The organism is Betaproteobacteria bacterium (assembly GCA_009377585.1).
Classification (GTDB): domain Bacteria; phylum Pseudomonadota; class Gammaproteobacteria; order Burkholderiales; family WYBJ01; genus WYBJ01.
Genome location: WHTS01000011.1, coordinates 1 through 21,969, shown reverse-complemented (window position 1 = coordinate 21,969; position 21,969 = coordinate 1). Strand labels below are relative to the sequence as shown.

The following is a 21,969-nucleotide window of genomic DNA, read 5'->3' as shown; positions in this document are numbered from 1 at the left end:
CGCGTACGGCCGGCGCGGCTCAGGTCTAGACGCCCTGCTTCAGGCTGGCCTCGATGAAGACATCGAGCTCGCCGTCGAGCACGGCCTGGGTGTTGCCGATCTCGACATTCGTGCGCAGATCCTTGATGCGCGACTGATCGAGCACGTACGAGCGGATCTGGTGGCCCCAGGCGATGTCGGTCTTGGCGTCCTCCATGGCCTGGCGCTCCTCGTTGCGCTTGCGCAGCTCGAGCTCGTACAGGCGCGACTTGAGCATCGCCATCGCTTCGGCCCGGTTGCGATGCTGCGAGCGGTCGTTCTGGCACTGGACGACGATGTTGGTCGGCAGGTGCGTGATGCGGATGGCCGAATCGGTCTTGTTGACGTGCTGGCCGCCGGCGCCCGAGGCGCGGAAGGTGTCCACCCTGAGATCCGCCGGATTGATTTCGACTTCGATGGTCTCGTCGACTTCCGGATACGCGAACACGCTGGCGAACGAGGTGTGGCGGCGCGCGTTGGCGTCGAAGGGCGACTTGCGCACCAGGCGGTGGACACCCGTCTCGGTGCGCAGCGTGCCGTAGGCATAATCGCCGCTCACCTTCAGCGACGCACTCTTGATGCCGGCGACTTCGCCCGGCGACTCTTCCAGCACTTCGACCGACAAGCCCTTGCGCTCGCAGTAGCGCAGGTACATGCGTTCCAGCATCTGCGCCCAGTCCTGCGCCTCGGTGCCGCCGCTGCCGGCCTGAATGTCGAGGAAGCAGTTGTTCGGGTCCATCGGATGGGAGAACATGCGGCGGAATTCCATGTTCTCGACCGTAGCGCCGACACTGTCCAGATCTCGATCGACGGCGCCGAGGGTCGCATCGTCGTCCTCGGCGCGCGCGAGCTCGTACAGCTCTTCGGCATCGCGCAGGCTCGCATCAATGCGCTCGAGCGAGCCGACGGTGTCTTCCAGGACTTTGCGTTCCTTGCCCAGATCCTGGGCGCGCTGGCGATCGGACCAGATCGCCGGGTCTTCGATCAGCGCGCTGACTTCGGCCAGGCGCTTGCGCTTGGTATCGAAGTCAAAGATACCTCCGCAGCTCGCCCGCTCGGCGGGAGAGGTCCTGGATGTGCGAAGCGATGGCGTTGACGCGCTCGGGTTCCATGGGTCAGCAGGCAGAAGTCCGGGGCAATGGCGCAGATGAGTGAAAAGTGAAAAGTGAAGCGTGAAGGGAGGCTCCGTCACGTTTCGCTCATTCACCCTTCACACTTCACTCAGTCGGCGAGTATACCGCAGGCGGCGCCGCGATTCAGTCCGCGGGCTGCCAATGCTCGATGGTGAGCTGCACACGGCGCGCCCCGTTGAGCTCGTCGATGCCGAGCCGATAGACCGCATGCAGCCGCTGCGGCAGCGGCTCGGCGAAGCCGAACAGGATCGCATCGATCCCTCGCCCGGGTCCTTCGAACACCAGGCGCGAATGCTTCTGTGCCGCCACGCGTTGGCTTCGCACCACGAACTCGCCATGAAAGAGCGGCGGGGCGAAACCCTGGCCCCATACCTCCCGGGTGAGCGTCAGCGCCGAAGCGAGCGCGAGCTCCCCGGTTGCCAGCATGCCGTCGGTCTGGATGGTTTGCGCGAGATCGGACGCGGCAAGGCGCTCGCGGCAGACGGCCTCGAAGGCCGCGCTGAAGCTCGCCAGATCGCGCTCCGCGATCGTGAGCCCGGCGGCCGCGGCATGTCCGCCGAAGCGCAGGATGAGTGCCGGTGCGCGCTTCGACACCAGATCGAGCGCATCGCGCAGATGCAGCCCGGCGATCGAGCGTCCCGAACCCTTGAGCGTGCCGTCGGCACCGCGCGCGAAGGCGATGGCAGGGCGGTGAAAGCGCTCCTTCAAGCGCGAGGCGAGGATGCCGACCACGCCCTGATGCCAGTCGTCGCGGTAAAGGCAAAGGCTGAAGCGGTCTTCGACGGCGCTGTCGATCAGCTCGTCGAGCGCGCTCTGATGCATATCAGCTTCGATCGAGCGCCGCTCGGTATTGAGCCGGTCCAGCTCGCGCGCCATCTGGAGAGCCTGTGTTTCATCGTCGCTCAGCAAGCATTCGATGCCCAGGCGCATGTCGGTGAGCCGTCCGGCTGCATTGAGACGGGGGCCCAGGAGGAATCCGAGATCGTAGGCACCGGCGCGTTGGAAGTCCCGTCCGGCGACCTGGTAGAGCGCCCTGATGCCTGCATGCGCGCGCCCTTCGCGGATGCGCTTCAAGCCGTGATGCACCAGGATGCGATTATTGGTATCGAGGACGACGACATCGGCCACGGTTCCGAGCGCCACCAGGTCGAGCAGCTTGGCCAGGTTCGGTTCCGGTTGCGATGCAAATGCGCCGCGCCGGCGCAATTCGGCGCGCAGCGCGGCCAGCACATAGAACATGACGCCCACACCGGCCAGGTGCTTGCTCGGGAACGCACAGCCCGGCTGGTTCGGATTGACGATGCAGCGTGCGGCGGGAAGCTCGGCGCCCGGCAGATGGTGATCGGTCACCAGCACCTCGATGCCGAGCCGCGCTGCCTCGGCAACCCCGTCGACGCTGGCGATGCCGTTGTCGACCGTGATGATGATGTCGGGTGAGTTGCGGCTGGCGGCCAGGCGCACGATCTCCGGGGTGAGGCCGTAGCCATATTCGAAACGATTCGGCACCAGGTAGTCGGCCTGGGCACCGAGCGCGCGCAATCCGCGCAAGCCCACCGCGCACGCCGTGGCACCGTCGGCGTCGTAATCGGCGACGATCAGCAGGCGTTTACCCGCACCGATGGCGTCGGCGAGGATGAGCGCCATCGCACGCGCGTTCAGCAGCTGATCGACCGGCAGCAGCGCGTTGAGCGGATAGTGCACTTCCGCCGGCTCGCGCACGCCGCGCGCGGCATAGATGCGCGCGAGCAACGGGTCGATGCCGGCTTCGCGCAACGTCGCCGTCGCGATCGGGCAGCACTCGCGCGTGACGATGCTAGGCATGGGCAAGCGGCCTCGCGCGGCGCCACCAGCGGCGCAGGCACTGGCGCGTGATGCCGCGCCCGATCGAGCGACCCGAGCCGAGCAACAGCAGGCGTAACTCGGCGAGCGCGCCTGCTTCGATCTGCTTTGCGAACGGGCCGATCCAGTTGCGCTCGATGTCCGCGAGGGGCGTGCCGGCTGCCGGGCAGACCACGAGCAACGCTGCGTCGGGCGGCAGGTGCGTCAATGCGGTGGCGTCGGCGGGCAACGTTGCGGCTTCCGCACCGCTCGCGCGCGCGATCCCGCGCACGACCGGATCGTCGCTGTAGGCGTGGCTGTAGCGCGAGCGTCCGATTGCGGGCATGCGGCCGTTGCCCCACGGCCAGACGCCAGTTATCGGAAGCTTGCCGCTCGCTTCGCGCGCTGCGTTCATCGGCAGGTCATGCAGCAGCATCTGCGCTTCGGTCACGAGGCGACGGAATTCGGCGCCGTCGGCGCCGGCAGGCAGATGCTGCTCGTCGAGTGCGCCGGCGCACGTCTGCGGCGGCTGCGTTCGCAGCTCGAGCGGCCGGGGCGAGCGCACGTACCAGCGCCCGGCCGCGCCCGATACGAGCTGGAAGCCGGATTGCGCGAAATGCGCTTCGAGCGCCGCCTGCAGCATCTCGGCTTCGGCAGGCGTGACGTCGTCCGGCGGCAACGGCACGAGCAGCAGGCGGGAGCGGTCGGCGCGCAGATGCACCGGGTCGAGCCGCAGCCACTCATCGCCGCCCGGTTCGATGCCATCGCCGAGCAGGCTCAAGGGCGCCGCCGGAAGCCCCCGCTCGCGCGGCAGGTCGAACAGCGCCTGCAGACACGCTTCGAGATCCGCGGCATCGAACGGAATCGGGTCGCCACGCGCGATGAAACGCTCCAGCGTCGCGTGCCGCGCCTCGGCAGCGGACGGCTGCGAGCAGGCATCGATCAAGAAATCGATTTTCATGGCAGGCGTCGGACCGCGGCATGGCGCCCGACTATAGGGGGGCACCTTGCGAGCGTCAACGTTCTAACTCCCCTCTCCCTTCGGGAGAGGGGCTGGGGGTGAGGGAAGTCGTAGCACGACGCCCAATTTCCCTCACCCTCGATCCCTCTCCCGAAGGGAGAGGGAAGACAAGCATGCGCTCGGCAACGGCCTGCGCGTTACGCAAGCAGCCGATCCTCGGTTACACTGCCGTGCTCTTTCGTCCGGCACGCCAGCTTGCAGCCTTTCGAGCTTTTCATCGGCCTGCGCTATACGCGGGCCAAGCGCCGCAATCACTTCATCTCCGTCATCGCGCTCATCTCGATGCTCGGCATCGCGCTGGGAGTGATGGCGCTGATCGTGGTGCTGTCGGTCATGAACGGGTTCCAGAAGGAGCTGCGCGCGCGCATCCTCGGCGTGGCCTCGCACGTGCAGGTGAGCGGCGTGGGCAATCGCCTGTTGCCGTGGCGCGAAGTGCTGCAGCAGGCGCAAAGCCACCCCGACGTGGTTGCCGCCGCGCCGTTCGTGATGGCACAGTCGATGCTCTCGTTCGGATCGAGCGTGCAGGGCGCGGTCATTCGCGGCATCGATCCGGCGGCCGAGTTCAAGGTGGCCGAGGTCGGCAAGCACATGAAAGTCGGCAGCCTGGACGCGCTCGAGCCGGGCGGGTTCGGCATCGTCCTCGGCGCCGAGCTTGCGCGTGCGATGACGGTGCGCCCCGGCGAGACGGTGGTGCTGATCGCTGCGCAAGGCCAGGTGACCCCGGCCGGCATCCTGCCGCGGCTGCGCCAGTTTCGCGTCGTCGGCATCTTCGAAGTCGGCATGTACGAGTACGACTTCGGACTCGCCTACATCCACATCGAAGATGCGCAGCGGCTCTATCGCCTGGGCGATGCGGTGTCGGGCGTTCGGCTGCGACTCGACGATCTCATGGCGGCTCCGCGCGTCGCGCGCGAGCTCGCCATGAATCTTCCGGGCGAGACCTACGTCGCCGACTGGACGCGCAGCCATGCGAACTTCTTTCGCGCGGTCGAGATCGAGAAGCGCGTGATGTTCATCATCCTCACGCTGATCGTGGCGGTGGCAACGTTCAACATCGTCTCGGCGCTGGTGATGGCGGTGACCGACAAGCAGGCCGACATCGCCATCCTGCGCACGCTCGGCGCGGCGCCGCGCAGCGTGATGAAGATCTTCATGGTGCAGGGGGCGCTGATGGGTGTGATCGGCACCTTGGTCGGCGTGGCGGCGGGCGTGCTGCTCGCACTCAACATCGATGTCGTCGTGCCTTTCATCGAGCAGGTCTTCGGCATCCGCTTCCTCGCCAAGGACGTGTACTACATCAGCGATCTGCCTTCCGACCTGCAATGGCCCGACGTGGCCGTGATCGCCTCGGTGTCGCTGGTGCTCACGCTCGCCGCGACGCTCTATCCGAGCTGGCGTGCCGCGCGCGTGAATCCGGCCGAGGCGCTGCGCTATGAATAAGGCGGTGGCGCCGCCGATCGCTGCGGCAGCCCCGGTGATCGAATGCCGGGGCTTGAGGAAGACGTACCACCAGGGCGGATTGCAGGTACCGGTGCTGCTGGGCGTGGACCTGTCGGTCGCGGCCGCGGAAACGGTCGCGATCGTCGGCGCATCGGGCTCGGGGAAGAGCACGCTTCTGCATCTGCTCGGCGGGCTGGACGATGCCAGCGGGGGCGACATCTCGGTGCTGGGCCAGGCGCTCTCGAGCCTCAGCGCGGCTGCACGCGGGGAGCTGCGCAACCGCTCGCTCGGCTTCGTCTACCAGTTCCATCACCTGCTGCCTGAATTCTCCGCGGTGGAGAACGTGGCCATGCCGCTGCTCATCCGCCGCATGGCGCCGTCGCAAGCGCGCGCGCAGGCGGCTTCGATGCTGGAGCAGGTGGGCCTCGGTCATCGGCTGGAACACCGGCCGGGCGAACTTTCGGGCGGGGAGCGCCAGCGTTGCGCGGTGGCTCGGGCCCTGGTTACGCGCCCGGCCTGCATCCTGGCCGACGAGCCGACCGGGAATCTGGACCGTCAGACTGCGCAATCGGTGTTCAGCCTCATGCTGGATTTGAACCGCGCGAGCGGCGCGAGCCTCGTGATCGTGACCCACGACGCGTCGATCGCCGAGCGCACCGGACGCATCCTTCGCCTCGAGGACGGGGTGCTGCGTCCGGCTTAGGCGAGGTTCGTCAGGCGTTCTTTGCGTACTTCCCGGTCAGCTGCGGCGTTAATCCTTCCAGCTTCTTCTCCTGGCGATCGAGGCGCGTCTCGCGCGACCAGGTGCGCTTCAAATCGTCGCGCACGTTGAAGGTGAGCCGCCCCATGCCTTCGCACTCGAGCTCGATCTTGTCGCCGTTCTGGAAACCGCTCAAGCCGCGGTGGTTGGTACCCGTGGCCAGGATGTCGCCCGGCTCCAGCGCATGGATGGAGGTCACCCACTCGATGCAGCGCGGGATCTTGTGGGCCATGTCGTCGCTGTTGAAGTTCTGCTTCAGTTCCCCGTTCACCCACAGCCGGATCTGCAGCTTGTGCGGATCGGACACCTCGTCCGCAGTGACGATGCACGGACCGATCGGGGCGAAGGTGTCGCGCGACTTCATCTGGTAGAACGTGTTCCCGCTCGGCGGCAGCCCGCGCGCCGAGCCGTCGATGAAGTTCATGTAGCCGAACACGTACTTCATTGCATCGGCCTGCTTCACGTTCGAGGCGCGCTTGCCGATCACGACTGCGAGCTCGGCCTCGCCTTCGAACAAGGCGGCGGGCACGTCTGGCAGTACCATGGTGTCGCCATTGCCGATGATCGCGCTCGGCGCCTTGTGGAAGGCGTTGATCGGCGCCGGCTCCGAGCGGGTGCCGTCCTCCATGTAGTTGACCGCCATGCAGTCGATGGTTACCGGGCGCGGCAGCGGAGGACGGATGCGCACGCTGCCGAGCGGCTTGCCGCTGCCCTTCGCCACCGCCTGCTCCAGTCGGCCCTTGTAGGCGTCGAAACGCTCGATCAGCCCGCTGATGAGATCGTGCGGCCCGACGTGCGGGATGTCCTGCACCACCGAGCTCACGTCGACCACGTCGTTGCCCTTGAGAATGCCCAGCTTGAAATCGTCGAAGTAGAGAATCTTCATGATGGTCCCCTCCGGTATGCATGACGATCGGATGCGGTCTGAACCACCGAGCGCGCGGCATCCCCGTCGCCCGGCATGCGGCATGATAACCATCCGTGACGGTCTGCGCGACCGCGGCATGGCCGCCAGGCTCGCGAGCTTCCGGCAAATGCCTTGCAGCTCGCTCCCTCATCCCCAACCTCCGGAGGGAGGGGGAGCGCATTGCGGAAAGCGACTTGTCAGCCACTTTCCGGACCATCATTACCGCGTTCGGCCTAGGCCGGCCGGCCCGGGTCGTCGTTGGCTTCGATGCCGATGATCCCGGCTGCGACGCCGGCGGCGTACAGATCGGCATCGGTCGCGATCTGGTTGAGGAGGAAGCGGCGCGCGCCTCGTTTGATCAGTCTCGGCACGACGATGCCGGCCGCGCCGACGGCGATGCCGGTCCAGATCCAGCCACACAACACCAACGCGATCCCGCCACCGATGATCGCGATTGCGACGAAGGGCAACAGCAGGCGCGCCGACAGGAAAGCGGCCGCAGCGGCCGAATCGATGGCGACGGCGATCCTGCCTTCGCGCCAAGCCGCGACGAATTCGGCGTGGGTCATGCCCGGGTCGCCTGGGGTATGAGGGCCGCTTTCGGCGTGGATCATGCCCAGCGGCAACGAATCGTTCCCAGACGCTTTGCGCCGCTTTCACCGAGATCTGCTGGCCGACGATGGCACGCGCGAGCGTCTGGAAGGCGTCGCCGCGGCTGCCGACCTGGAAGGCGCGATGACTTTCGATCAGGCGCGCGAGCACGGGATCGCAGCTTGCCAAGGCGCGAGTCGCGGTGGACCAGTAACGCGGCGAGCTCATGAGGTATGCGTGGAATCACGAACGGTCAGTCGGCCGGAGCGAGCGATTGTAGCGCCGGCCGTGGTGCGCACTGCGACGATCGATCTGCTGCGCCTCGATCGGGATGATGTATGTCGCGTGGTGCCGTGGAGCTATGCCTAATGGCCGAGGGCGATTCGAGTCGCGGTCCGCTATCGTGACTGCGATTCCGGAGGCGCTCGATTGGTCCTGCCGACCGTGGCATTCGTGGCGGGCGTGGCCCTGCTGCAGATCCAGCCGCACTTGCCGCCGCCCTTGCTGGCAGGATGGCTCGCGGCGCCGCTGCTCGTCCTGGCGATTCTGCAGCGGATGCGCGCTGCGCCGCGCGTCCTGAATCGCGTGGCGCTGTGTCTCGCCGCCGGCTCGCTGGGCTTCTTCTGGGCGGCAGGGTGCGCCCATGTCCGGCTCGCCGAGGAATTACCGGTCGCCTGGGAGGGGCGCGACGTGCGGGTGGTCGGGGTCGTTGCCGGCTTGCCGCAGCCGTTCGAGCGTGGCGTTCGTTTCCGCTTCGACGTGGAGCAGATGCTCACGCCGGGCGCGGTGGTGCCGCGCCACGTGCTCGTCTCCTGGTACGGCGTCTGGCGGCGCGACGACGGCCCTGTCGCGTTGCCCGCGGTGCGTGCGGGCGAGCGCTGGCAGTTCAGTCTGCGCCTGCGACGGCCGCACGGCACGGCGAACCCACACGGCTTCGACTACGAGGCCTGGCTGCTGGAGCGCGGCATTCGCGCGACCGGATATGTGCGCGTGCAGGAACTGCCGCGTCGGCTGGACGAGTTCGTCGCGGCGCCTTCCTATGCCGTCGAGCGCCTGCGCGAGCACATTCGTAGCCGGATTCTGCGCGGGCTCGAGGACGAACCCTATGCCGGCGTGATTGCCGCGCTCGTGATGGGCGACCAGCACGCGATCCCGGCCGCGCAATGGACCGTGTTCACGCGCACCGGCGTCAATCACCTGATGAGCATCTCGGGCCTGCACGTGACCATGATCGCAGCGCTCGCATTCATGTTGGTGTATGCGTTGTGGCGGCACGTAGCGTGGCTCGCGTTGCGCCTGCCCGCGCGCCGCGCCGCGGTGCTCGCCGGATTGGTCGCGGCCGTTGGCTATGCGGCGATCGCCGGTTTCGCGATTCCGGCGCAGCGCACGGTGTACATGCTGGGCGTCATGGCAGCAGTGCTTTGGCTGGGGCAAATCTCGTCGGCGGCCTCGGTGCTCGCGGCTGCCCTGCTCGTTGTCACTGTGCTCGATCCGTGGGCGGTAATGGCGCCCGGATTCTGGCTTTCGTTCGGCGCCGTCGGGGTAATTCTCTATGTGGCCGTGGGCTCGTTGCGTCCGCCGCACTGGGCGCTGGCCTGGGCCCGTACTCAATGGGCCGTTACGCTAGGGCTCGTGCCGCTGCTGCTCGCCATGTTCCAACAGATCTCGCTGGTGTCGCCGGCTGCCAATGCTTTCGCCATTCAGGCGATCAGCCTGGTGGTCGTTCCGGCAGCTTTGTTGGGTGCCGCGCTGCCGTTCGATTTCATCCTGCAGCTTGCCCATGCCGCGATGGCGCTCACCATGGCCGGCCTGGAATGGCTGGCCGCAATGCCCGAAAGCGTATGGCAGCAGCATGCGCCGCCGCCCTGGAGCGTGGCAGTGGCCTTGTGCGGCATTGGATGGATCCTGCTGCCGCGCGGATTTCCCGCCCGCTGGATCGGCGCGGCCGGCCTGTTGCCGCTGTTCCTGGTGCTGCCGCCACCGCCGCCGTCCGGGTCGGTGCGAATGATCGTGCTGGACGTGGGACAAGGGCTCGCGATCGTCATCCGCACGCATCGCCATGCGCTGCTCTACGATGCGGGCCCCGCATATGCGCCGGACGCCGACAGCGGCATCCGCATCGTCGTGCCCTACCTGCGCGCCAGCGGCGTGCGGCGGCTGGACGGCATGATCGTGTCGCACGCAGACGCCGACCACGCCGGCGGCGCGGCCTCGGTATTGGCTGCCGTGCCGGTCGGATGGCTCGCTTCGTCGCTGCCCGGCGATCACGGTCTGCATGCGGCTGCGCGCGAATCGGGGCCCTGCCTTGCGGGACAGCGCTGGGAATGGGACGGCGTGCGGTTCGAGATGCTGCATCCGCTGGTCGGCCACGACGCGCTGCGTCTGAAGGCCAACGACCGCAGCTGCGTGCTGCGCATGACGATTGGCGCGACCCGTGTGCTGATCGCAGGCGACATCGAGGCGCGCTCCGAGCACGAGATGCTCCACAGAGGCGTATCGGTCCGTGCCGAAATCCTGGTCGCACCGCATCACGGCAGCATCACATCGTCCACGCCGGAATTCGTCGCGACCGTGCACCCCGACGTGGCGGTCTTCAGCGCCGGCTATCGCAACCGGTTTCGCCATCCGCGGCCTGAAGTCGTCGAACGCTACCAGCAGATCGGCAGCCGGATCCTGCGCTCCGATCGCCAGGGCGCGCTCGAATTCGAGATCGCCGATCCGAGCTGGCAGATCACGGCCGAGCGCGAGCGCCGCCGGCGCTACTGGCAGGATGCGCCCGAAGGGGACTAGCGCCGCCGCCCGTTTCGCGCCCGCCGGTCTCCGCATAGCGAAAGCAACTCGTCAGGTGGTCGTTCACGAGGCCCGCCGCCTGCATGAAGGCGTACATCGTGGTCGAGCCGACGAAGCGGAAGCCGCGGCGCTTCAACTCCTTGCTGATCGCGTCCGATATGGGCGTGGTGACCGGAACCTGGTCGGTGCGCTTGCGTGCATTGTCGATCGGCACGCCGTCGACGAACGACCACAGCAGGCGGGAAAGGTCCGTTCCGGCGGCACGCAAGTCGAGATAGGCGCGCGCGTTCGCGACCGCTGCCTCGATCTTCAGGCGATTGCGCACGATGCCGGCATCGGCCATGAGCGCCTTCAGCTTGGCGGGCCGGTAACGGGCCATCTTTTCCGGATCGAAGCAGTCGAACGCGCGCCGATAGCCTTCGCGCTTGGCGAGGATCGTGTCCCAGGAAAGGCCGGCCTGGGCGCCTTCGAGCAGCAGCAGCTCGAACAGTTTGCGCGAATCGTACAGCGGCACGCCCCACTCGCGGTCGTGGTAGGCGCCGAGCTGCGCGTTTTTTTGCGCCCAGGCGCAGCGGGTCGGATCGGCCATGATGCATTGTACGGTGGATGCGGGCGATATCGAGCTCGGTGCTGCTAGCGGCACCGCTCGGCCCTCACCCCCCCGCCCCTCTCCCGAGGGGAGAGGGGAGCGTCGTGTCCGCATTGGATAGTCATCCAATGCGGATTCAATAGAATTGGAGCGATGGTGCTGAAATGTCCCAAGTGCGGTCAGCCGAGGGCGTCGGGAGCGAACGCGCAGGCGGTGTGTTCCTCGTGCGGGCTGGTTTTCGCTAAATGGGCGCAGCGCGTTCTCGGTCAGGAGCGGATCCCGCGCAGCGCTTCGAGCGAGCTCGAGTCCGAGGCGGAGTCCGATTCGCCGTCGCTTGCGGCGATTTTCCTGCCGGCAACGGAGCGGGTCGATCCGATTGCCTTCTACGGCCGTTGCGCGCTCTACGTGGCTTTCCTCGTCTGGGGCATCTATTTCATTTCGCTCGACCTTCGCAGCAACGAGATCGGCGAATCGTTCCTGCACCGCGTCAACCTCGTCTTCCACGAGGCGGGGCACGTCGTCTTCATGCCGTTCGGCCACTTCATGATGGTGCTGGGCGGCACCTTGGGACAGCTGCTCATGCCGGCCATCGCGGGCATTGTCCTGTTGCTGAAGACCCGCGATGCGTTCGGCGCATCCATCGCCCTGTGGTGGCTGGGCCAAAGCGTCATGGATGTCGCTCCGTACATCAACGACGCGCGCGATCTCGACCTCATGCTGCTGGGCGGGGGCACCGGCCGCGACCGCCCGGGCATGCACGATTGGGAGAACATTTTGCTCGATCTCGGTCTTATCGAGCATGAGCGCGCGCTCGCGCTGGGCGCGGACCGGCTAGGGACGCTGCTGCTCGTGGCCGGGCTGGCCTGGGGCGCGGCTCTGTTGTACCGTCAGTATGGTGGCTTGAAGCACGGAGCAGGCGGTGGTTGAAGCAAATCTGCAGACAACGGCCGAGTTTTCGCTGCACGATCGGCAAGCGTGGCTTGCCCAATTCGGCGCGCGCTACGGCGCCGACGCGCAGCGCGTCATCGAGCGCGCGCTCGCCATCGCGCGGGCTGAGCTGGCCGAGCGCACGCGCCCGAGCGGCGAGGGTACGCTCGAACACGCGCTCGGGACGGCAGCAATGCTCGCAGGCATGCCGATGGATCACGAGTCGGTCGCGGCCGCTCTGCTGATCGATTTGCCGCCTGCGGCTGCACGAGTGCGCGAGCGCATGCGCGAGAAAGTCGGTGCCGAGGTGCTCGCCTTGGTCGAGGGAGCTGCGCGCATGGCGCAGATCGAACACCTCGGCGTCGCGGTGCCACCCGGCACGCAGGCCGACGCGCAGCTCGAGGGACTGCGCAAGATGCTGCTCGCCATGGTGCAGGATTTTCGCGTGGTGCTGCTCGAGCTGGCGAGCCACACGCAAAGCCTGCGCTATCTCGTCAGGGGCGGGGACGACGCGCAATGCCGGGCCGCCGCGCGCCTTTCGCTCGACATTTTCGCGCCGCTCGCCAATCGTCTGGGGGTCTGGCAGCTCAAGTGGGAGCTGGAGGACCTGGCCTTCCGTATCACCGAACCCGAGCTCTACAAGCGCATCGCGCGCATGCTGGACGAGAAGCGCGTCGAGCGCAGCCGCTTCATCGACGATGCGCGCGACAAGCTCTCGAGCGAGCTCGCGCGCGCCGGCATCGCCTGCGAGATCAGCGGCCGGCCCAAGCACATCTACAGCATCTACAAGAAGATGCAGCGCAAGCGGCTCGCCTTCGAGGACTTGCACGACGTCAATGCGCTGCGCGTGTTTGCGGGCGACGTGAAGGACTGCTACGCGGTGCTCGGCATCGTGCAGAGCCTGTGGACGCCGCTGCCGCAGGAATTCGATGACTACATCGCCAAGCCCAAGGGCAACGACTACCGCTCGCTGCACACCGCGGTGATCGGTCCCGGCGAGCGGGTGCTGGAGGTGCAGATCCGCACCTACGAGATGCACCAGCAGGCCGAGCTCGGCATCGCTGCGCATTGGCGCTACAAGGAGGGCACGCGCAGCGACGGCCGCTACGACGAAAAGGTGGCCTGGCTGCGGCAGATGCTCGAATGGAAGGAGGAACTGGCCGACGGCCGCTCGCTCGCCGAGCATTTCAAAGCGGGGTTGTTCGACGACACGGTTTACGTGCTCACACCGCTGGGGAAGGTGATCGACCTGCCCAAGGGCGCCACGCCGGTCGACTTTGCCTACGCCGTGCACACCGATCTGGGCCATCGCTGCCGCGGCGCACGGGTCGACGGCGTCATGGTGCCGTTGCACACGCCGCTCGTGCATGGCCAGTCGGTCGAGATCGTCGCGGCCAAGCAGGGTGGACCGAGCCGCGACTGGTTGAATTCGTCGCTCGGCTTCATCGCAAGCCATCGCGCGCGCGTGAAAGTGCGCCAGTGGTTCAACGCGCAGAATCTGGAAGCGGCCATCGCGCAGGGCCGCGCGGTGGTGGACAAGGAGCTGCAGCGGCTCGGGTTGACCGCGCTCAAGCTCGAAACCGTGGCCGAGCGCGCGGGCTTCGCGAGCCTGGCGGAATTTCTTGCGGCGGTCGGACGCGGCGAAGTGAACGCGCGCCAGATGCGGACCGCCATGCGCGAGCCCGAAGCGGCCACGGCCGAGCCGAGCGCCCCCGAGCTCGTCACACACAAGTCGCGCGCTGCGCCAGGGGGCAGCGGCATCCTCGTGGTGGGCGTCGACAAGTTGCTGACCGTGCCGGCCAAGTGCTGCAAGCCGGCGCCGCCGGATGCGATCGTGGGATTCGTGACTCGTGGCCGCGGCGTGACCATCCATCGGGCAGGTTGCGTGAACTTGCGCACCATGCCGCCCGAGCGTCTCATCGCCGCGCAGTGGGGCGACTCGGACGGCGGCGCCTTCCCGGTCGACATCGAGCTGCACGCGACCGATCGCACGGGGCTGCTGCGCGACGTGTCGGATACGCTCGCCCGCGAACGCATCAATGTTCTTGCGGCCAACACCGGATCGCGCGATACCGATGCGCGCATGGGGTTCACGGTCGAGGTCGCCGATACCGCGCAGCTTGCGCGCGTGCTCGGGCTGCTCGCTCAGGTGCCGGGAATGGTGAGCGCCAGGCGGCGCTGAGCCACGAGAACCACCCCGTCCGCGACATTGTCGCGCCCGCACCCGCTTGAAAAGGAGGAGAGTTTCAGGTTCCCCGGCTCTCAGGGAACAACGAGGCTCCTTCTCGCAGGAGACGCCCGAAGGATGGCGTGCAGCACCGCGGTGCTGTCATTCAAACGCCGTCGACGATCAGCAATTGCGTCGTCGCCGAGCGTTGCCGCAGCGCCTTCGGCGCCGCGTAGGTTTGCGAACTCCACCAGGCCTTGGCTGCTGTGCGATCGGGAAACTCGAGCACGACCAGGCGCTTGGGTTGCCAGTCGCCTTCCAGGGTTTCGCACGCGCCGCCGCGCACGACGAAGCGTCCATTGAAGGCGGCGAGCGTGGCCGGCACTTCGCGCCGGTACTGCTCGAATACTTGCGGGTCGGTGACCTCGACTTCGGCAATCACGTATGCGGCCATGCTCGCTCCTCAAGTTCGCGCTCGATTGGGTCGATAAGGCGGGCTCGAGCGGGACGAGCCTGCCATTCTATGCGCGCACGCAGGAAGCGGTTTGAATGGTTGGGGGCTTTTGCTACAATCCCGCGCTCGCAGGCGCGTAGCTCAGCTGGTTAGAGCACCACCTTGACATGGTGGGGGTCAGTGGTTCGAGTCCACTCGCGCCTACCACATCGGTCGCGGTCAATTTCCAGGGATAGCGTGCGTGGATCGCCGAACGTGCATCGGGCAGCGAAGCTGATACGGTCGAGCTTGTGACGGAAGAAAGTGCGGCTCGACCGCGCTTTTTTTTGTCCGCATTTTGTCCCCCTGGGGAGCCTCCCAATGCCTGACATCCGACTGCCCGACGGCTCGATCCGCAGCTTTCCCGCACCCCTCACCGTGGGCGAAGTCGCGCAATCCATCGGTGCCGGTCTCGCCCGTGCCGCGCTGGCCGGTCGCGTCGACGGCAAGATCGTCGATACCTCGTACCGCGTCGAGCGCGATGCCGAGGTCGCTATCGTCACCGATCGCGACCCCGACGGGCTGGAAATCCTGCGCCACTCCACCGCGCACCTGCTCGCGCACGCGGTCAAGGAGCTCTTCCCCGACGCCCAGGTGACCATCGGTCCGGTGATCGAGGACGGCTTCTACTACGACTTCTCGTTCAAGCGGCCCTTCACCCCCGAGGACCTGCAGGCGATCGAGAAGCGCATGCAGGAGATCGCCAAGCGCGATCTCAAGGTGGAGCGCAGGCTCATGCCGCGCGACGAGGCGGTTGCGTATTTCCGCAACCTCGGCGAGCACTACAAGGCCGAGATCATCGCCGCGATCCCGGCCAACGAGCCGATATCGCTATACGGCCAGGGCGAGTTCACCGACCTCTGCCGTGGACCACACGTGCCTTCCACCGGGCGGCTCAAGGTCTTCAAGCTCATGAAGCTCGCCGGCGCTTACTGGCGAGGCGATTCCCGCAACGAGATGCTGCAACGGATCTACGGCACCGCCTGGGCGAAGAAGGAAGACCAGGACGCCTATCTGCATCGGCTGGAGGAGGCGGAGAAGCGCGATCACCGGCGGCTTGGCCGCCAGCTGGATCTCTTCCACCTGCAGGAGGAAGCGCCCGGGATGGTGTTCTGGCATCCGAAGGGCTGGTCGCTGTGGCAGGGCATCGAACAGTACCTGCGGGAGGTCTTGCGGCGTCACGGCTACCAGGAAGTGCGCACCCCGCTGGTGATGGACCGGGTGCTGTGGGAGCGCTCGGGCCATTGGGAGAACTACCGCGAGCACATGTTCACGACCGAGTCGGAGAAGCGCGACTATGCCGTGAAGCCGATGAACTGTCCGGGCCACGTCCAGATCTTCAACAGCGGCCTGCACAGCTACCGCGATCTGCCGCTGCGCCTGGCCGAGTTCGGCTCCTGTCATCGCAACGAGCCCTCCGGTGCGCTGCATGGCCTCATGCGCGTGCGTGGTTTCACCCAGGACGACGCTCATATCTTCTGCACCGAGGACCAGATCCAGGACGAGGTGGCCGAGTTCATCCGCCTGCTGATCGAGGTCTACGCCGATTTCGGCTTCGGCGACATCGTCTACCGGCTGGCGACCCGGCCGGAGAAGCGCGTGGGCGACGATGCCGCCTGGGACAAGGCCGAAGCGGCGCTCGCCCAGGCTCTGGACGAGCACAAGGTGGCCTGGGAGCGGTTGCCGGGCGAGGGCGCCTTCTACGGCCCGAAAGTCGAGTTCTCGCTCAGGGACTCGCTGGCTCGCGTCTGGCAGTGCGGCACCATCCAGGTCGATTTCTCCATGCCGGGCCGGCTGGGGGCCGAATATGTGGCCGAGGACAACACCCGCCGCATCCCGGTGATGCTGCATCGGGCGATCCTCGGCTCGCTCGAGCGCTTCATCGGCATGCTGATCGAGCATTGCGGCGGCGCCTTCCCGCTCTGGCTCGCACCGGTGCAACTGGTGGTCATGAACATCACCGACGCCCAGGCACAGTACGCCGAGGAAGTGACAAGGCGCCTGCGCGAGGCCGGTCTGCGTGTCCACATCGACTTGAGGAACGAGAAAATTAACTATAAGATCCGGGAGCATAGTTTGCAGAAGCTGCCCTATCAGCTCATTCTCGGCGAGAAGGAGCGGGCCGCATCCACGGTGGCCGTGCGCAATCGCAAGGGCGAGGATCTCGGCGCGATGCCGTTGCCGGCATTGATCGCGCGCTTGCAGGCAGAGATCGCGAGCCGGAGCCGCACGGCCGAATAGCAATCGACAGGAGTCACCGCAATAGCACAGGAACGAGAGGCAAGGATCAACAGCGAGATCACGTCGTCGGAAGTCCGGCTGATCGGGGTCAACGGAGAGCAGATCGGCGTCGTGCCGATCGCTACCGCGCAACAGATGGCCGAGCAGGCAGAGGTCGATCTGGTGGAAATCGCACCAGGCGCAGCGCCGCCCGTGTGCCGTCTGATGGACTACGGCAAGTTCAAGTACCGCGAGAGCAAGAAGCGGCACGAGGCCAAGCTCAAGCAGAAGCAGATCGTCGTCAAGGAAGTGAAGTTTCGTCCGGGAACGGACGAGGGCGACTATCAGATCAAGCTGCGAAACCTGATCCGGTTCCTCGACGAGGGTGACAAGACCAAAGTGACGCTGCGATTTCGCGGCCGGGAGATGGCGCACCAGGAGTTCGGCATCCGCTTGCTGCAGCGGATACGCGACGATCTCGAGCCCCACGGGGTGGTGGAGCAGTTTCCCAAGATGGAAGGCCGGCAGATGATCATGGTGCTGTCGCCCAAGAAAGTATTGCCCAAGCCCGTGGCGAAAGCGGACCCGGCGCCGGAACAAGCTGCGGCACGATCGAAACCGACCCCCGCCTGACAAGGCGCGGGCCGATGCAAGCGAGCCGGGACACGGAAATCGGTCCCGCTCATATAACAAGTGGTGGACGGTTCACAAGCGCTCCGACGGTTCACAACGCTCCGCGGGGCCACCGATCGCCATGTCATAATCAGGAGTCGTCATGCCGAAACTCAAGACCAAGAGCGGCGCTGCCAAGCGCTTCAAGGTGCGCGCGGGCGGCAGCGTCAAGCGCAGCCAGGCGTACCTGCGTCACATCCTTACCAAGAAGTCCACCAAGCGCAAGCGTCAATTGCGCGGGACCACCGAGGTCCACGCCGCCGACAAGAAGTCGGTGCGCGCGATGCTGCCGTACGCATAAGGAGACGCCGCCATGCCACGAGTCAAGCGCGGCGTCACCAGCCGAGCCAGCCACAAGAAGGTTCTGAATCAGGCCAAGGGCTACCGCGGCCGGCGCAAGAACGTCTTCCGGGTCGCGAACGAGGCCGTGATGAAAGCCGGCCAGTATCAGTATCGCGACCGGCGCCAGCGCAAGCGCCAGTTCCGTAGCCTCTGGATCGCCCGCATCAACGCCGCGGCGCGCGAGGCGGGACTGACCTACAGCACGTTCATGAACGGGTTGAAGCGCGCGGCGATCGACGTCGACCGGCGGGTGCTGGCCGATCTCGCGGTGCACGATCCGGCGGCGTTTACCAAGCTCGCGCAGTCGGCGAAAGCGAGCTTGCCCGCGCAGCCCGCCGCGCCAGCGTAGCGACTTTCGCCGAGCGCTCCTCGGCTCGTTGCCGGCTTGCGCCTGGTCATCCCGCCTGTCGTCACTCCCGCGCAGGCGGGAGTCCAGGACGGTGGACGATTTCTGGATCCCCGTTTTCACGGGGATGACGTCGACCAGGACACCGCCGGGAACGCTTGATTTCATTAGATCGTTGCGATCAGGGACAATCGCAGCACCATGTCCGATGTCGATTCCATCGATGCCCTAGTTGCCGAAGCCGAGGCCCGGTTCGCCTCGGCCACCGACGCGGCATCGCTCGAGAACGCCAAGGCGCGCTACCTCGGGCGCACCGGCGCGCTCACCGAGCTGCTGAAAGGTCTCGGCAAGCTCGCCCCCGATGAGCGGCGCGAAGCCGGCAGCCGCATCAACGAGGCCAAGACGCGCATCGAGCGCTCGCTCGATGAACAGCGTGCGCGCCTGCGCCATCAGGCGCTGGAAAGGAAGCTGCGCGAGGAAGCGATCGACGTGACCTTGCCCGGGCGCGGTGCCGGGCGCGGGGGGCTGCACCCGATCACGCGCGTGCGGCTGCGCATCGAGGCGCTGTTCCGCTCGATGGGGTTCGAGGTTGCCGAAGGGCCGGAGATCGAATCCGACTTCTACAACTTCACGGCGCTCAACATGCCGGAGAATCATCCGGCGCGCTCGATGCACGACACCTTCTACGTGGAGGGCGGCAAGCATCTGCTGCGCACCCACACGTCGCCCATCCAGATCCACTACATGCGCTCGCACGAGCCGCCGCTGCGCGTGCTTGCGCCGGGGCGCGTGTACCGGTCCGATTCGGATGCGACCCACTCGCCGATGTTCCACCAGGTCGAGGGCCTATGGGTCGACGAGCACGTCACGCTGGCGAATCTCAAGGGCGTGGCGATCGAGTTCCTGCAGCGCTTTTTCGAGCGGACCGACTTGCGCGTGCGCTTTCGCCCCTCGTTCTTCCCGTTCACCGAGCCCTCGGCCGAAATCGACATGAGCTTCGGCGAGGGCTGGCTCGAGATCGGTGGCTGCGGCATGGTGCATCCGAACGTTCTGAGGCACGGCAACATCGATCCGGAACGCCACCAGGGATTCGCCTTCGGCATGGGCATCGACCGGCTCGCGATGTTGCGCTACGGCGTCGATGATCTGCGGTTGTTTTTCCAGAACGATTTGCGCTTCCTGCGACAGTTCGCCTGAGCGCCGTCCGGGGCGCGGCAAGAGCTGGACGTCCCGAGTGGAATACGAATGCTTGCGACATGAAATTTTCAGAAAACTGGCTGCGCAGCCTGATCGATCCGGGGCTCACCAGCGAGGCGCTCGCGGACCTGCTCACGATGGCCGGCCTCGAAGTCGAGGTGCGCGAGCCGGTCGCGCCGGCGTTTTCCGGCGTCGTGGTTGCGAACGTCGCCGCGCTCGAGCGCCATCCGTCCGCCGACCGGTTGAGCGTGTGCCGCGTCGATACCGGCACGGAGACCCTGCAGGTCGTTTGCGGTGCGCCGAACGTTCGATCCGGAATGCGCGTTGCCTGCGCGCGCGCGGGCGCCCGCTTGCCCGCACTGGCAGTCGAGCGCGTGCAGGTGCGTGGCGTGGAATCCTCCGGCATGCTGTGCTCGGCGCGCGAGCTGGGCCTGGGCGATGACCATAGCGGCGTGCTCGAGCTCGACGTGCAGGCCGCCCTCGGGGCGGACGTGCGAGAGCACCTCGATCTCGACGACTGGCTCTTCACGCTCAAGCTCACGCCCAATCGCGGCGACTGCCTGAGCATCCTCGGCCTCGCGCGTGAGGTCGCGGCATTGACCGGCAAGCCCTTCCGATCGCCCGAAATCCTTACCGCACCCACCACGCTGTCCGATGAACGCACGGTGCAGCTCGAAGCAGGCCCGGCGTGTCCGCGCTATTGCGGCCGCGTGATGGCAGCGGTAAACCCCCGCGCCCAGAGTCCCGGGTGGCTGCGCCGCCGGCTGGAACGCTGCGGCTTGCGCCCGATCTCCGCCATCGTCGATGTCACGAACTACGTGATGCTCGAGCTCGGGCAACCGTTGCACGCCTTCGACCTGGCGCAGCTGCAGGGCGGCATCCACGTGCGGCTCGCCCGCCCCGGGGAGTGGATGAAGCTGCTCGACGGCCGCGACATCGCGCTCGACCCCGCGCACCTGGTGATCGCGGACGAGCACAAGGCGCTCGCCCTGGCCGGCGTGATGGGAGGCGAGGCGAGCGGGGTGTCCGATGCCACCCGCGCGGTCTTCCTCGAAAGCGCCTACTTCGATCCGGCCACCGTGGCGATGGCTTCGCGCGGCCTGGAGATCGCGAGCGATGCCGCGCACCGCTTCGAGCGCGGGGTGGATTTCGAGCTCGCGCGCGACGCCATCGAACGCGCAGCCGCATTGATTTTGGAGATCTGCGGCGGTGAGGCGGGCCCGGTGACCGAGGCGCTGGGAACGCTGCCGGCGCGAAACGCGGTGAAGCTGCGTACCGAGCGCGTTCAGCGCGTGCTTGGCATCGAGCTTGGTGCGGCACGCATCGAAGAGATTCTGCGGCGTCTGGGACTCGGAGTCGCGCCAGAAGCCGGAACGCTCCAGGTGACCGCGCCGAGCCACCGCTTCGACATCGAGATCGAGGAAGACCTGATCGAGGAGATCGCCCGGGTTCACGGCTACGAGAACATTCCCCCGACGCTGCCGGTTGCGTCGGCTCCGATGCTGCCGGTGCCCGAGCGGGCGGTGCCCACTCGCGCCGTCAAGCGCGCGCTCGCGGCGCGCGATTACTTCGAAGTGGTGACTTTCAGCTTCGTCGGCCGTCAGCTCGAGGCCGATTTCGCCGCAGCCGCCGAACCCGTCGCCGTGCTGAATCCGATCGCGAGCCCGATGAGCGTCATGCGCAGTACCTTGCTCGGCAGCCTGGTCGAGTGCGTACGATTCAATATCGCCCGCAAGCAGGAGCGTATCCGCGTATTCGAGGTCGCGACCTGCTTCGAGCGCGACGGTGCCGGCTTGCGGCAAAGTGAGCGCCTGGCAGGGCTTTGCTACGGCAACGCACATCCGGAACAGTGGGGCGAACGCAGCCGCGAGGTCGATTTTTTCGACATCCGAGCCGATCTCGAGGCCGTGATCGCTCATGAGAGCTTGCGCTTCGAGCCCGCGCAGCATCCGGCATTCCATCCCGGGCAATGCGCCCGCGTGCTGCTCGGCGCCGAGCCGGTCGGCTGGATCGGTGCGCTGCATCCCGGCTGGCAGCAGAAGTACGAGCTGCCCGCGGCAAGCGTCGGCTTCGAGCTCGATCTGAATGCGATCTGCGCGCGTTCGCTCCCCGCGTATCGTCCCCTGTCACGCTTGCAGCCGGTGCGTCGGGATATGGCGCTGGTCGTGGATGAAACGCTTTCGGCAGCGCTCCTGCAGCGCGCGATTGTCGACGCGGGAAGGCCTCTGGTGAGTGCCGTCACGCTGTTCGACGTGTATGCTGGAGAAGGCATTCTCGAGGGTAGAAAAAGTCTTGCTTTCCGAGTGTTATTGCAAGATACTGAAAAAACTTTGACGGATGCGGAAGTCGATGACCAGATGCGGCATATCGTCAAGGTTCTCCAACAAAAACATGGGGCTGTGCTTCGAAGTTAACGAAGTTGTTAACTATTGCTCGTAGCTCTTTGAAGAACGTAGCGCTAGGGAGAGCGGGGAAAAATGCATTCTGGCCTGAACTTCACCGCCATCCACTCCGACACCGGGATGGGTGACAGCCACG

General features: G+C 66.5%; 17 protein-coding genes, 1 tRNA gene and 1 pseudogene. 12 read left to right on the top strand and 7 right to left on the bottom strand.

The window, feature by feature from the left end:
• Positions 1–25: 25 nt before the first annotated feature.
• From prfB to GEV05_06025, 3 genes are all read right to left on the bottom strand, one after another.
• Positions 26–1,130, bottom strand: a protein-coding gene (gene prfB / locus GEV05_06035) for a peptide chain release factor 2 (GenBank protein ID MPZ42950.1) whose coding sequence is annotated in 2 segments (ribosomal slippage) — positions 26–1,048 and positions 1,050–1,130 — 1,104 coding nt in all. Because the reading frame shifts where the segments join, the coding sequence is not laid out codon by codon here.
• Positions 1,131–1,274: 144 nt separating this feature from the next.
• Positions 1,275–2,972 (bottom strand): single-stranded-DNA-specific exonuclease RecJ, encoded by a 1,698-nt coding sequence (recJ, locus tag GEV05_06030; GenBank protein MPZ42949.1) that lies wholly within the window; start codon positions 2,970–2,972, stop codon positions 1,275–1,277.
• Positions 2,965–3,930 carry a hypothetical protein gene (locus tag GEV05_06025; protein ID MPZ42948.1) on the bottom strand — a complete coding sequence of 322 codons (966 nt, stop codon included), beginning with the start codon at positions 3,928–3,930 and terminating at the stop codon, positions 2,965–2,967. The genes recJ and GEV05_06025 overlap by 8 nt, the downstream gene beginning before the upstream one ends.
• A gap of 255 nt (positions 3,931–4,185) precedes the next feature.
• Here GEV05_06025 and GEV05_06020 point away from each other — a divergent pair, with 255 nt between their 5' ends.
• Together GEV05_06020 and lolD are read left to right on the top strand one after the other, a co-directional pair.
• Positions 4,186–5,430: a lipoprotein-releasing ABC transporter permease subunit gene (locus GEV05_06020; protein ID MPZ42947.1), complete on the top strand. Its 1,245-nt coding sequence runs from the start codon at positions 4,186–4,188 to the stop codon at positions 5,428–5,430.
• Positions 5,423–6,133 carry a lipoprotein-releasing ABC transporter ATP-binding protein LolD gene (lolD, locus tag GEV05_06015; protein ID MPZ42946.1) on the top strand — a complete coding sequence of 237 codons (711 nt, stop codon included), beginning with the start codon at positions 5,423–5,425 and terminating at the stop codon, positions 6,131–6,133. The genes GEV05_06020 and lolD overlap by 8 nt, the downstream gene beginning before the upstream one ends.
• A 10-nt stretch (positions 6,134–6,143) precedes the next feature.
• On the opposite strand, the gene GEV05_06010 is transcribed toward lolD, so the two are convergent.
• Together GEV05_06010 and GEV05_06005 are read right to left on the bottom strand one after the other, a co-directional pair.
• Entirely contained in the window at positions 6,144–7,076 is a 933-nt protein-coding gene (locus GEV05_06010) for a fumarylacetoacetate hydrolase (GenBank protein MPZ42945.1), read from the bottom strand.
• A gap of 639 nt (positions 7,077–7,715) precedes the next feature.
• Positions 7,716–7,820 (bottom strand): annotated as a pseudogene (locus tag GEV05_06005) (DNA-3-methyladenine glycosylase 2 family protein).
• A 297-nt stretch (positions 7,821–8,117) separates the two neighbouring features.
• Between GEV05_06005 and GEV05_06000 the strand changes: the two are divergent.
• On the top strand, positions 8,118–10,478 hold the full coding sequence (locus GEV05_06000) for a DNA internalization-related competence protein ComEC/Rec2 (GenBank protein ID MPZ42944.1): 2,361 nt from the start codon (positions 8,118–8,120) through the stop codon (positions 10,476–10,478).
• Here GEV05_06000 and tag read toward each other — a convergent pair.
• Entirely contained in the window at positions 10,420–11,067 is a 648-nt protein-coding gene (gene tag / locus GEV05_05995) for a DNA-3-methyladenine glycosylase I (protein MPZ42943.1), read from the bottom strand. The two genes, GEV05_06000 and tag, sit on opposite strands and share 59 nt — an antisense overlap.
• A 213-nt stretch (positions 11,068–11,280) precedes the next feature.
• Here tag and GEV05_05990 point away from each other — a divergent pair, with 213 nt between their 5' ends.
• Both GEV05_05990 and GEV05_05985 read left to right on the top strand, forming a co-directional pair.
• Positions 11,281–11,994: a zinc ribbon domain-containing protein gene (locus tag GEV05_05990; protein MPZ42942.1), complete on the top strand. Its 714-nt coding sequence runs from the start codon at positions 11,281–11,283 to the stop codon at positions 11,992–11,994.
• Complete coding sequence (locus GEV05_05985) at positions 11,987–14,176, top strand: RelA/SpoT family protein (protein ID MPZ42941.1); 2,190 nt, start codon at positions 11,987–11,989, stop codon at positions 14,174–14,176. The genes GEV05_05990 and GEV05_05985 overlap by 8 nt, the downstream gene beginning before the upstream one ends.
• A gap of 151 nt (positions 14,177–14,327) precedes the next feature.
• On the opposite strand, the gene GEV05_05980 is transcribed toward GEV05_05985, so the two are convergent.
• The gene (locus GEV05_05980; protein MPZ42940.1) at positions 14,328–14,615 is read right to left on the bottom strand and encodes a DUF1330 domain-containing protein; all 288 of its coding nucleotides are present in this window, start codon (positions 14,613–14,615) and stop codon (positions 14,328–14,330) included.
• 130 nt (positions 14,616–14,745) lie between these two features.
• On the opposite strand from GEV05_05980, the gene GEV05_05975 reads away from it, so the two are divergent.
• The 7 genes from GEV05_05975 to GEV05_05945 all read left to right on the top strand — a co-directional run bounded on the left by GEV05_05975 (position 14,746) and on the right by GEV05_05945 (position 21,845).
• Positions 14,746–14,822: transfer RNA gene (locus GEV05_05975), tRNA-Val, on the top strand.
• 153 nt (positions 14,823–14,975) lie between these two features.
• Positions 14,976–16,895, top strand: a complete 1,920-nt coding sequence (gene thrS / locus GEV05_05970; GenBank protein ID MPZ42939.1) for a threonine--tRNA ligase — start codon at positions 14,976–14,978, stop codon at positions 16,893–16,895.
• Between the two features lie 21 nt (positions 16,896–16,916).
• A complete protein-coding gene (gene infC, locus GEV05_05965) occupies positions 16,917–17,507 on the top strand; it encodes a translation initiation factor IF-3 (GenBank protein ID MPZ42938.1) in 591 nt (196 codons plus the stop codon).
• Positions 17,508–17,649: 142 nt separating this feature from the next.
• Positions 17,650–17,847 (top strand): 50S ribosomal protein L35, encoded by a 198-nt coding sequence (rpmI, locus tag GEV05_05960; protein ID MPZ42937.1) that lies wholly within the window; start codon positions 17,650–17,652, stop codon positions 17,845–17,847.
• A 12-nt stretch (positions 17,848–17,859) separates the two neighbouring features.
• Positions 17,860–18,237 carry a 50S ribosomal protein L20 gene (gene rplT / locus GEV05_05955; GenBank protein ID MPZ42936.1) on the top strand — a complete coding sequence of 126 codons (378 nt, stop codon included), beginning with the start codon at positions 17,860–17,862 and terminating at the stop codon, positions 18,235–18,237.
• Positions 18,238–18,435: 198 nt separating this feature from the next.
• On the top strand, positions 18,436–19,431 hold the full coding sequence (gene pheS / locus GEV05_05950; protein MPZ42935.1) for a phenylalanine--tRNA ligase subunit alpha: 996 nt from the start codon (positions 18,436–18,438) through the stop codon (positions 19,429–19,431).
• A 59-nt stretch (positions 19,432–19,490) separates the two neighbouring features.
• On the top strand, positions 19,491–21,845 hold the full coding sequence (locus tag GEV05_05945) for a phenylalanine--tRNA ligase subunit beta (GenBank protein MPZ42934.1): 2,355 nt from the start codon (positions 19,491–19,493) through the stop codon (positions 21,843–21,845).
• Positions 21,846–21,969 lie beyond the last annotated feature (124 nt).